The following is an 11538-nucleotide window of genomic DNA, read 5'->3' as shown; positions in this document are numbered from 1 at the left end:
TTTTCTGATTATTATTATAATGTCTTCTTCTTGCGCAAATGCCACCAGGCGTAATGACGACGATGATGGCGATAGTCGAGGTCACCTTGCATCAGGTAGGCTTCACGCTCGAAATAGAGGTCGTGGTAGGCTTTCATAAAGTTATGGCACTTGGCATAGCGCCACAACCACTCTATGCAGTACCAGAGGAGAAAACCCACGAACAGCATCTCGCGCTGCTGGAGGGTGTGAATATATTCATGATTTTTCTCCACCTCATCCAACCGCCCTTTGTCGCTACGACAAAAGATAAGGCCGAAGATGTTAGCAGCATAGAAACTGCCAAAGGGGAAATATTTGTTGTATATTAACTTCATCGTGCCTATTTTGATAACGGATTAATGGTATTGGCAATCTTGTCTACGTTCATACTGCGGGCACTGGCATCGAAGATATCTTTGTAGACACCACCCTGACTATAGACCTCTTGGGGTGTACCCTGCTGAACCACCCTGCCCTGCTGGAGCACGTAGATTTGATCTGCATCGATAATCTGCCCTATGTTGTGGGAGATGATGATGACAGTTCGTCCCTGTTTGATGGCATCGATAGAAGCCTTGATCTGCTCGGTAGCAATAGCATCGAGGCTGGCTGTGGGCTCATCTAAGAATATAATAGGTGGATTCTTAATGAACATGCGGGCTATGGCAATACGCTGCTGTTGGCCACCACTAAGTTGGAGGGCTGTGGTCTCGAAGCCATGAGGAAGTGCCATGATCTGGTCGTAGATATAGGCCTGTTTGGCTGCGCGAACCACATCTTCGTGAGTGGCCTGTGGACAGCCATAACGGATGTTTTCTTCGATGGTTCCGTCGAAGATATGGTTTTTCTGAAGCACAAGCCCCACATTATCACGCAACCACTCGGTATCCCATTCGCTGAGGTTTGTGCCGTCGAGGGTGATACTACCTTGCTGGGGCTCGTAGAACTTATCGAGCAGATTGACGATGGTGCTCTTTCCTGCACCACTGAGTCCCACGAGAGCAGTTATCTTTCCGCTTGGAATGCGCATAGACACATCGAAAAGCGCCTGCGTACCATTGCTATATGTGAAGTCGACATGCTGGAGTTCGAAATCGCCCTGTACCTTCTGAGGATGATGCTTGCCAGAAGCTTCCACCTCACCATCGGCATGGAGGATGCCAAAGAACCCCTCGGCATAGATGAGGGCATCGTTCATGTCGTCATAGATACGATGCAGCTGACGGATGGGCGCACTGACATTGGCAAAGAGCATCACATGGTACATAATCTTTCCTATCGACATGCCGGGATAATCGATAAGTACCAGATAAGCTGTGAGGATAATGATGAGCACAGTACCTATCTGCTCGAGGAAACTCTTGAGGCCATTGAAGAGATAGGCCTTCTTACGTGTACTGAGTTGCAAGTCGGTCATGGAGCGCTGAATGCCAGCCTGACGATCGGCCTCTATCTGCTCACGATTAAACGACTTGATGACAGTGATGCTCTCAAGAATGTTAAGGATGCCCTGCGAAACGGCCTGATGACCTCCAAAGATACCACGTCGCCCTCCTTTCATCTTACCAGCCTGAATGTAGGTGACCCAGAAATAGAGGGGCACGATGCAAAGAGCCACAAACCCTACGTAGACATTAGCAATAAACATCAATGCCAGCGCAAGTATGGCACTCGTGAATAGCGGCAGAATCTCGATGAAGAAATTGTTGACCGTATTCGAGAGGCTCATGATGCCACGATCGATGCGCGACTGGAGTTTGCCCGTCTCGTTGCCCTCGTTGGTGAAGAATGCCATCCGAAACGAAAGGATCCGCTCGACGACCCTTAAAGAGAGGTCACGACTAACGAGGATGCGCATACGCTCGCCATAGTAGCGCTGGAAAAAGGTGACGATAGCTCCAACCACTTCCTTACCTAATAGAATAATGGTAATAAGCGTAAGGATGCGGACGGCCTCGCCCCATTGGAATCCACCTTCCTGACCAATCAAGGCATTGATGGCATCAACAGCTCGATCGAGCACCACAGCATTGACCTGTGCCATCAGTGAACCGATGAGTGTCAGCACCAGTGTGACTACAATCAGCCATTTGTAAGGTAATACAAACGGCAGAATGTTCTTCAGCAGACTCCATATATTCATTTTCATGGGCAAATCGGGAAAATGCTAATATCTTTGATTACATTGGTGCAAAGATAGTGTTTTTTTCCTAAGCATCCAAATCTTTCCTGAAAAAAAACAAAAAGGCTTCTTCTGGCGTCAGACTTTACTCCGAGTAAAAGTGGACTTTACTCCGGGTAAACCTCCACTTTACTCCGAGTAAACTCAGAATGCTCTGAAACAGTCAAAAAAGAGTCTTATTACAAAAAAATGCAATTTTATTTGGTATTTTGCTCACTTAATCGTACCTTTGCACCGCCGTTGGAGGATTCCCCCATTGTAAGTAGGGGTACCGGCGGTAAGATAAATTGCATAGAAATATGAAAGTAATGAAATTCGGCGGAACGTCCGTAGGTTCCGTAAAAAGCATTCTTAGCTTGAAAAGTATTGTGGAGGCAGAAGCCGGACGGGGGCCTGTCGTAGTTGTAGTTAGCGCCCTGAATGGCATTACCGACAAGCTGATTGCCACGTCGGAAATGGCAAAGAATGGCGATTGTCACTATCGCGAGGAGTTTGAAGCGATGGTAACCCGCCACCACCAGATGATCGACGCCATCATTCAGGACGACAAAAAACGCATTGACTTATTTAACAATGTGGATCAGCTCTTCGACCAGTTGAGGAGCATCTACTACGGTGTGTTCCTGATTCACGACCTGAGTGAAAAGACGCAGGACACCATCATCAGTTATGGTGAGCGACTGAGTTCGCACATCGTGGCTGCGATGATCAAGAATGGGGTGCGCATGAACTCTCGCGACTTTATCCGCACAGAGAACAAGGAGGGAAAGCATGTACTGGATACCGAGCTGACCATGAAACTGGTGAAGGAGTCGTTTGCCACCTTCAAGACAAACAACACCAATGCCAGCAAGACAGTGGCTGTGGTACCTGGATTCATCGCTCGCGACCGTGATTCGCATGAGACGACCAACCTGGGACGAGGCGGCAGCGATTATACTGCAGCCATCATCGCAGCAGCGCTCGACGCTGAGATTCTCGAGATCTGGACGGATGTCGATGGTTTCATGACGGCTGACCCCAAGGTGATTAAGAGTGCTTATACCATTAACGAACTCTCTTACGTAGAGGCGATGGAACTGTGTAACTTCGGTGCGAAGGTCATCTATCCGCCAACCATCTATCCCGTCTGCGTCAAGAATATACCTATTAAAGTAAAGAACACCTTCAATCCTGAACACCCGGGAACACTGATTAAGTCGAAGATTGAAGATGACAATAAACCCATTAAGGGTATCTCAAGCATCAAAGGAACCTCTCTGATTACCGTTACTGGTTTGTCGATGGTGGGTGTGATTGGTGTAAACCGCCGTATCTTCACCACACTGGCCAACAAGGGTATCTCCGTATTCATGGTATCACAGGCTTCATCTGAGAACTCCACCTCTATTGGTGTGCGCGATGAGGATGCCGAGGCTGCAGCAGAAGTGCTGAACGCAGAATTCGCCAAGGAGATTGAGACAGGCGCCATGTTCCCCATGCAGGTGGAGAGTGGTCTGGCCACTATCGCCATTGTGGGTGAGAACATGAAGCAGACACCAGGTATTGCAGGTAAGTTGTTTGGCACACTGGGACGCTCTGGTATCTCTGTCATTGCCTGTGCCCAGGGTGCTTCAGAGACGAACATCTCATTTGTGGTAGATGGAAAGTTCCTGCGTAAGTCGCTCAACGTACTTCACGACTCGTTCTTCCTGTCGGAGTACAAGGTGCTGAATATCTTCATCTGTGGTATCGGTACCGTAGGCGGCATGCTGCTCGAGCAGATCCGTACTCAGCAGCAGTTCCTGATGCAGTCACGCAGACTGAAGCTGAACGTGGTAGGTATCAGCGATGTGGATAACTTCGTACTCGATCGTGATGGTATCGATCTCGACAACTACGAGAAGATTCTGCGTGCAGGGTTTGCTGCCAATACAGAGCATATGCGCGACGAGATCGTGAAGATGAATATCTTCAACTCTGTATTTGTTGACTGCACTGCAAGCCGACAGATTGCATCACTCTATCAGACATTCCTGGAGCATAATATATCAGTAGTAGCTGCCAACAAGATTGCTGCTTCGAGCGATTATGACAGTTATATGAAACTGAAGCAGACAGCTCGCGATCGTGGTGTGTGGTTCCGTTATGAAACCAACGTAGGTGCTGGTTTGCCAATTATCGGTACCATCAACGACCTGTGTAACTCTGGTGATAAGATTCTGAAGATTGAGGCAATCCTCTCTGGTACGCTAAACTTTATCTTCAACGAGATTGCTGCTGATGTGCCCTTCTCAGAGACAGTGAAGCGTGCTAAGGAACAGCGTTACTCTGAGCCAGATCCACGTATCGACCTCAGTGGTACTGACGTCATCCGTAAGTTGGTAATCCTGACGCGTGAAGCTGGCTATAAGGTAGAACAGGACGAAGTAGAGAAGCATCTCTTCGTGCCCGACAGTTATTTCGAGGGTTCTATCGAGGACTTCTGGGCTAAGCTGCCAGAACTTGATGCCGACTTTGAGGCACGTCGTAAGGTGCTGGAAGCAGAGAACAAGCGTTGGCGCTTTGTGGCCACGATGGAAGCTGATGAAAACGACCCATCGAACTTCAAGACCAGCGTGGCGTTGAAGGAGGTACCTTACGGACATCCGTTCTATGGACTCGAAGGCTCTAACAATATCGTACTGCTTACCACTGAGCGCTATAAGGAATACCCCATGCTCATCCAAGGCTACGGCGCTGGTGCCGCTGTCACAGCAGCAGGTGTCTTCGCAAACATCATGTCTATCGCAAACATTTAACTTATGAAGCATATCATCATACTTGGTGATGGCATGGCAGATCTTCCCGTCGAACGTCTCGGTGGGAAGACCTTATTGCAATATGCCCATAAGCCCATGATGGACCAGTTGGCCCGTGAAGGTCGTTGTGGACGACTCATTACTGTGCCAGAGGGTTTCCCTCCAGGTTCTGAGGTGGCGAATACTGCGATTCTTGGTTATGATCTCAACAAAGTGTATGAGGGACGTGGCCCGCTAGAGGCAGCTTCGATAGGCTACAAGATGGCAAACGACGATTTTGCCATCCGTTGCAATATCATCACACTGGCTGACGGAAAGATCATCACGCATAATGGCGGTAATCTGGAGACTGACGATGCCGATGTGCTGATTAAATACCTGAACGAGAACCTGGCCAAGCCTATTAATGAAAGAGAGGGCTGCGAACGGGTGAAGTTCATCACTGGCATCCAATATCGTCATCTGCTGGTAATCAAGGGTGGCTCGAAACATATCGTCTGCGCCCCACCCCATGATCATCCCAATGAGGCTTGGCGTGAGTTGCTAGTGAAGGCTGAGGAGAATGCACCTGTGGAAGTTGGACGACTCTCAGCCCAGCAGACAGCAGACCTCATCAACGAGATGATTCTGAAGTCTCAGGAGCTCCTTGCGAAACACCCCTTTAATCAGGAACGTTCGAAGCGTGGAGAACGGCAAGCCAACAGCATCTGGCCCTGGAGCGGAGGCTATCGTCCTTCAATGGAACCCCTGCAGCAGCAGTATCCAGCGATCAAGTCCGGAACCGTCATCTCTGCCGTTGATCTGATTCGCGGCATCGGCCACTATGCAGGCTTGAAGATTGTTGAGGTGGAAGGTGCTACAGGTTTGGCAGACACCAACTACGAAGGCAAGGCTCAGGCAGCGATTGAGGCGCTTGAAAACGATGATTTCGTATTTGTACATGTAGAAGCCAGTGATGAAGCAGGCCACGATGGAGACTTGGAACTGAAACTGAAGACCATCGAGTATCTGGATCAGCGTCTCATAGCCCCTATATATTATAAGGTGGAATCATGGAATGAGCCTGTATGCATCGCCGTACTCCCAGATCATCTCACACCAGTGGAGCAGCGTATCCATGTGGGACAGCCCGTGCCTTTCCTTATCTGGTATCGTGGCATTAAGGCTGATGATGTTCAGCAATACGATGAGGTGAGCTGTGTCAGTGGTTCATTCGGTTTGCTAAAACTCAATGAGTTTATGCAGACACTCATGAGTGTCTGAAAAAAGTAAAAAGATGTCATCTCGACTAAGCGAAAGCGCATGGAGAGATCTCTCGACTACGCTCGAGATGACAAAAGTAAAGTCGAGATGACAAGAGTAAAAAGAATAATTGTAAATAATCAAAAATATGAAGTACTACAGTACGAATAATCAGGCTCCCATAGCTGATTTGCACAAAGCAGTGGTAAAGGGCTTGGCTGAAGACAAGGGCTTGTATATGCCAGAGAAAATACAGAAGTTACCCCAGGCGTTCTTTGATGAAATTGACAAGATGACATTTCAGGAGATTGCCTATACGGTGGCTAGTGCCTTCTTTGGCGAAGATGTGGATCTCGATGCCCTGAAGGATATTGTCTACGATACGCTACAATTCGACTGTCCTGTGGTTCAGGTAAAGGATAGCATCTATACCCTCGAACTATTCCATGGTCCTACTCTCGCCTTTAAGGATGTAGGTGCCCGTTTTATGGCCCGCCTGCTCCAGTATTTTATCCGCATGGAAGGTCAGAAAGAAGAGGTAAACGTACTTGTAGCTACCTCTGGTGATACAGGTTCGGCTGTGGCCAACGGATTCTTAGGAGTCGACGGCATCCATGTGTATGTGCTTTATCCAAAAGGGAAGGTAAGTCCGATTCAGGAGTGTCAATTTACGACGCTAGGCAAGAACATTACAGCCATTGAGGTGGATGGTGTTTTCGATGACTGTCAGGCATTGGTAAAGAATGCCTTTATGGATATTGAGCTGAACCAGCACATGAAGTTAACATCAGCTAATAGTATCAACGTAGCCCGTTTCCTGCCACAGGCATTCTACTATTTCAATGCATATGCAAGAATGAAGGCGCTTGGCAAGGCTGATAACTTGGTTATGTGTGTTCCTTCAGGGAACTTTGGTAATATCTGCGCCGCCCTATTTGGCCATGAAATGGGTCTGCCTGTAAAGCGATTCATTGCTGCCAACAATGCCAATGACATTTTCTTTAATTACCTACAGACAGGCAAATATGAGCCGAAACCCTCAAAGCAGACACTCGCTAATGCGATGGACGTAGGCGATCCGTCTAACTTTGCCCGTATCTACGATCTCTATGGCAAGAGCCACGAGCGTATCACCTCGCTGATTAGTGGTGCTACTTATAGCGACGAGCAGATTCGCCAGACAATGAAACAATGCTACGAGGAAACAGGTTATATACTCGATCCTCATGGTGCTTGTGGCTATCAGGCATTAGAAGACGGCCTAAAGGAAGGTGAGGTTGGCGTGTTCTGTGAGACAGCCCATCCTGCCAAGTTTAAGGAAAAGGTTGATGATATCCTAGGAATCGATGTTGAGATTCCCGATCGCTTGGCTGCCTTTATGAAAGGCGAGAAACAGAGTGTGCCCATGACGAAGGCATTTGCCGATTTTAAGACCTATCTGATGTATAAATAACAATTATCCCCGCCTGATTGGCGGGGATAATTGTATAAAAGAAAGCATTGCCTCTGTAAGCCGGGTTCTGTACCACTTGCGTGGCGTCTGTCATTTATCTAGTCCATGAGTCACCCCATGGCTCAAGCGTTCTACCCTCCGCCGCATGAGTCCCAGCCCTATTGCATTGCTGCTCAGACCTTCGTCAACTCGGGCGGGTAACCCTCTCTCGGGACGGTTTACATGAACTTGCAGCCCCCAGTTGGCACAGCCCAGCGATCACCCGCTGGCTGGTGGTCTCTTACACCACCTTCTCACCCTTACCCTTCCGAAGAAAGGCGGTTCTTTTCTTCTACCGACACCTACTGTCACCAATAGCTTCCACTTTCAGAAGTGGGGTACCCTATGCTGCCCGGACTTTCCTCTCGTGCCAAAATGACACCAGCGACAGACCGTTGCAGTGCTTTCTAGGGTGCAAAGGTAGTGTAATTTTTCGATTTAGCGAAGAGAAAACTAATAAATTTGTATTCATAATCATGAGAAAGATGTATAAATTGATGTTGCTTATCTTCAAGATAAAGTCTCAAAGTTACGAATATGCGATTGAATCCGCACATAAATATTCTTATAATTGCTTATTTTGAACTATAAATAGTATAAATTCTTAATTTTGTCAGTAATTTAAGAATTTAATTGTTAAACGCAAATGCCCGTTAAGGCTATGAAGTGAATTGTTAAATTGGGACAAATAATCAAGACATTTTGTCAGTATCTGAAAAAATGCACTTATTTTTGCACCCGAAAACTCTGAGTGAGTCAACGCAACACAAAGAGTTGCATAAGTAGGATTTTAAATTTATAACAAAAATGACTGAGAATATGAAAAAGATCGTAAATGTAGCAACGCCAGCCGTGTGCGCCGTTGCTTTGGTTCTTTCAGTAGCAGCCTTTACCAAGACCAATGCAGCTACTGCTCCCACACCTGCTCCTGTCGTTGCATCAGCACCCGCAGGACAACCTGTAGACCTTACCTATGCTGCCGAGAAGGCTCTGCCCTCTGTGGTGTACATCAAGTCTGTTCAGAACTCCAAGGTTCAGACCGTAGAGTACAGTGATCCCTTTGAGGATTTCTTCTCCGACCCCTTCGGTGGTTTCTTCGGACGTGGTCAGGGCAATAATGGTCAGAAGCGCCAGCGTCAGGTACAGACCCCGAAGCGTGCGGCAGCAGGCTCTGGTGTAATTATCTCTGCGGACGGTTATATCGTGACCAACAACCACGTGGTGGATGGCGCAGACGAGCTGACGGTAACCCTCAATGAGAACTCGAAGGAATATTCTGCTCGTATTATTGGTGCTGATAAGACCACGGATTTGGCATTGATTAAGATTGATGCCAAAGATCTGCCAGCTATCGTGGTTGCCAATTCTGATGATGTACGTGTTGGTGAGTGGGTGCTCGCAGTTGGTAATCCTCTTGGATTGAACAACACGGTGACTGCAGGTATCGTATCGGCCAAAGCCCGTTCGATGGGACAAGGTGTATCGTCGATGATTCAAACAGATGCTGCTATCAATCAGGGTAACTCTGGTGGTGCCCTAGTAAATACCCGTGGTGAGTTGATTGGTATCAACGCCATGATCTACTCCCAGACAGGTTCAAACATCGGTTATGGTTTCGCCATTCCTACGGCCATCATGAACAAGGCCGTGCAAGATTTCAAACAGTATGGTTCTTACCAGCGTGCCATGATTGGCATTCAGGGCGGTAGTGTTAAGGATTACATTGACATCATGAAGGATCAGGATAAGGAGGTGAAAGACTACGGTACAATGGAAGGTGTACGCATTGACAAGGTGGTGGAAGACGGCGCAGCTGCTGATGCCAATCTGAAGAGCGACGACGTCATTACTTCTGTCGACGGCAAGAAGGTGAAGACGATGGGTGATCTACAAGCTATTATTGCTCAGAAGCGTCCTGGTGATAAGCTTTCACTCACCTATCTGCGCGATAAGAAGAGTCACACAGTAACCCTGACACTGAAAAACGAGCAGGGTAACACAAAGGTGGTGAAAAATGCCGACCTTGACGTGCTAGGTGGTACATTCCGTGCTGTGACTGATGCTCAGAAGGAACAGTTAAACATTGGCTATGGTCTAGAGGTTTTGAAAATTAATGGTGGCAAACTGAAGGATGCCAACGTGCCCAAGGGATTTATCATCCAGCGCGTGAACGATCAGACAATCAAGACCATCGATGACTTGCAAAATGTTGTGAAAGAAGCCTCTACGAGTCGCGAACCTGTGCTCTATATTCAAGGCATCTATCCTACTGGTAAAAAAGGCTATTTTGCAGTTCCTTTGGCCAATGAATAAGCCAAATAGATGAAAAAAAGGCCGCGAATATAAAAATTCGTGGCTTTTTTTTGGTCATTTCAGGAAAATGCTATACTTTTGCAGAACGGCTAAAAACAATAACCAATCATGAGACAGCTAAAAATCACTAAATCTATCACAAACCGAGAGAGTGCCGCCCTGGAGAAATACCTTCAGGAAATAGGTAAGGAAGAGATGATCTCGGCGGAAGAAGAGGTTGAACTCGCACAACGAATCCGTCACGGCGACCAAAAGGCGTTGGAACGGTTAACGAAGGCAAACCTTAGATTCGTAGTGAGTGTGGCCAAGCAGTACCAGAATCAGGGCATTACGCTACCTGATCTCATTAACGAAGGAAACCTTGGGCTGTTGAAGGCTGCAGAGCGTTTCGACGAGACGCGTGGTTTTAAGTTTATCTCATATGCCGTGTGGTGGATTAGGCAGAGTATCCTCCAAGCCATCTCCGAGCAGAGTCGTATTGTGAGACTTCCCCTGAATCAGGTTGGTAGTGTAAATAAGATAGCTCACGAGATTAACCGTTTCGAGCAGGAATTTGAACGCAAGCCCTCGCTCGACGAGATTGCTGAGAAGATTGATCTTCCCGAAGAGAAGATTGACGAAGCAATGAATATCAATGGACATCATATCTCGGTGGATGCCCCTTTCGTCGAAGGAGAAGACAATAGTCTACTTGACGTGATGGCGAACGAGAACTCACCAATGGCAGATTCATCGCTAGTCGAAGAATCATTGAGGGCAGAGATACAGAACGCACTGAATATACTCAACGAAAGGGAACGCAATGTGATAGAGGCCTCGTATGGTATCAACCGTCCAGAGTTGACGCTTGAAGAAATTGGTGCTAAGTTCGGTTTGACCCGTGAACGTGTGCGTCAGATCAAGGAAAAAGCCATCCGCAAGCTCCGCAGTTGTAGTAAGAACAAAATTTTAAAGACATTTTTAGGATAATGAAATTGATAAAGACCATATCAGTATCAATACTGATAATAGCAGGTTGCCAGATTGTATTGGCACAAAACAAACAAGTTCCCAAGGCTTATATGTTTGGCTTTGTGGCATCATTCAATGACTCGACCGTATACTTCACTGATATCCAGGAGATGGATAATGTGTGGGTGACAAAGAAAAAGGACATGATTGCAGGTAAGAGCAACTACTCGTATCAGCTGCGCGACTTTTTCGCTCGTGAGCGAAACTTGCCAAATCGTACCTGCGTAGTCATTGGCTCTGTAAAACGCAAGGATGTTGAAAAGAAGTATGCCAAGATGAAACAGCAATACATTTATAATAAGAAAGGTACTTACGATGTACGTTATTTGCCGGAAAGTGAGTTCAAATTCACACCTTTAGATCTCAGTGAGGAATCTGAACCTATCAAAGCCGAAAAGCCCAAAAAGGAAAAGAAGTCTAAAAAGGATGGTCAGCGCACACCACGCGATGGTAAGACTCCATCACCAAATAAATAAAGAAGAAGCCCTTGCACTTGC

Annotated in this window: 8 protein-coding genes and 1 other RNA gene; 6 read left to right on the top strand and 3 right to left on the bottom strand. The window is 47.2% G+C overall.

The genetic code is table 11. The features are described from left to right. Positions 1-14: 14 nt before the first annotated feature. Together BMY16_RS09495 and BMY16_RS09490 are read right to left on the bottom strand one after the other, a co-directional pair. Complete coding sequence (locus tag BMY16_RS09495; protein WP_091841942.1) at positions 15-356, bottom strand: hypothetical protein; 342 nt, start codon at positions 354-356, stop codon at positions 15-17. Positions 357-361: 5 nt separating this feature from the next. Then, positions 362-2164 (bottom strand): ABC transporter ATP-binding protein, encoded by a 1803-nt coding sequence (locus tag BMY16_RS09490; RefSeq protein ID WP_091842003.1) that lies wholly within the window; start codon positions 2162-2164, stop codon positions 362-364. Positions 2165-2502: 338 nt separating this feature from the next. Here BMY16_RS09490 and thrA point away from each other — a divergent pair, with 338 nt between their 5' ends. The 3 genes from thrA to thrC all read left to right on the top strand — a co-directional run bounded on the left by thrA (position 2503) and on the right by thrC (position 7678). Next, a complete protein-coding gene (gene thrA / locus BMY16_RS09485; protein ID WP_091841940.1) occupies positions 2503-4983 on the top strand; it encodes a bifunctional aspartate kinase/homoserine dehydrogenase I in 2481 nt (826 codons plus the stop codon). Between the two features lie 3 nt (positions 4984-4986). After that, positions 4987-6246 (top strand): cofactor-independent phosphoglycerate mutase, encoded by a 1260-nt coding sequence (locus BMY16_RS09480; RefSeq protein WP_091841938.1) that lies wholly within the window; start codon positions 4987-4989, stop codon positions 6244-6246. A 127-nt stretch (positions 6247-6373) separates the two neighbouring features. Then, the gene (gene thrC, locus BMY16_RS09475) at positions 6374-7678 is read left to right on the top strand and encodes a threonine synthase (RefSeq protein WP_091841936.1); all 1305 of its coding nucleotides are present in this window, start codon (positions 6374-6376) and stop codon (positions 7676-7678) included. A 40-nt stretch (positions 7679-7718) separates the two neighbouring features. Here the strand turns inward: thrC and rnpB are convergent. Beyond that, positions 7719-8121, bottom strand: an RNA gene (rnpB, locus tag BMY16_RS09470) — RNase P RNA component class A. A 415-nt stretch (positions 8122-8536) separates the two neighbouring features. Between rnpB and BMY16_RS09465 the strand changes: the two genes are divergently transcribed. The 3 genes from BMY16_RS09465 (at position 8537) to BMY16_RS09455 (ending at position 11517) form a co-directional block, all read left to right on the top strand. Beyond that, positions 8537-10030: a trypsin-like peptidase domain-containing protein gene (locus BMY16_RS09465; RefSeq protein WP_091842002.1), complete on the top strand. Its 1494-nt coding sequence runs from the start codon at positions 8537-8539 to the stop codon at positions 10028-10030. Positions 10031-10138: 108 nt separating this feature from the next. Beyond that, the gene (locus BMY16_RS09460) at positions 10139-10999 is read left to right on the top strand and encodes a sigma-70 family RNA polymerase sigma factor (protein WP_091841935.1); all 861 of its coding nucleotides are present in this window, start codon (positions 10139-10141) and stop codon (positions 10997-10999) included. Then, positions 10999-11517 carry a hypothetical protein gene (locus BMY16_RS09455; protein ID WP_139207189.1) on the top strand — a complete coding sequence of 173 codons (519 nt, stop codon included), beginning with the start codon at positions 10999-11001 and terminating at the stop codon, positions 11515-11517. The genes BMY16_RS09460 and BMY16_RS09455 overlap by 1 nt, the downstream gene beginning before the upstream one ends. Positions 11518-11538: the final 21 nt, after the last annotated feature.

It is taken from the genome of Prevotella sp. ne3005 (assembly GCF_900110085.1).
Taxonomy (GTDB): Bacteria; Bacteroidota; Bacteroidia; order Bacteroidales; family Bacteroidaceae; genus Prevotella.
Note: the sequence above shows the minus strand (reverse complement) of the source record. Positions and strands in the feature narration are given on the sequence as shown.

Bases quoted from the DNA above. Each gene is read 5' to 3' on its own strand.
- BMY16_RS09495 (WP_091841942.1), bottom strand. From the start codon at position 356: ATGAAGTTAATATACAACAAATATTTCCCCTTTGGCAGTTTCTATGCT.
- BMY16_RS09490 (WP_091842003.1), bottom strand. From the start codon at position 2,164: ATGAATATATGGAGTCTGCTGAAGAACATTCTGCCGTTTGTATTACCT.
- thrA (WP_091841940.1), top strand. From the start codon at position 2,503: ATGAAAGTAATGAAATTCGGCGGAACGTCCGTAGGTTCCGTAAAAAGC.
- BMY16_RS09480 (WP_091841938.1), top strand. From the start codon at position 4,987: ATGAAGCATATCATCATACTTGGTGATGGCATGGCAGATCTTCCCGTC.
- thrC (WP_091841936.1), top strand. From the start codon at position 6,374: ATGAAGTACTACAGTACGAATAATCAGGCTCCCATAGCTGATTTGCAC.
- BMY16_RS09465 (WP_091842002.1), top strand. From the start codon at position 8,537: ATGAAAAAGATCGTAAATGTAGCAACGCCAGCCGTGTGCGCCGTTGCT.
- BMY16_RS09460 (WP_091841935.1), top strand. From the start codon at position 10,139: ATGAGACAGCTAAAAATCACTAAATCTATCACAAACCGAGAGAGTGCC.
- BMY16_RS09455 (WP_139207189.1), top strand. From the start codon at position 10,999: ATGAAATTGATAAAGACCATATCAGTATCAATACTGATAATAGCAGGT.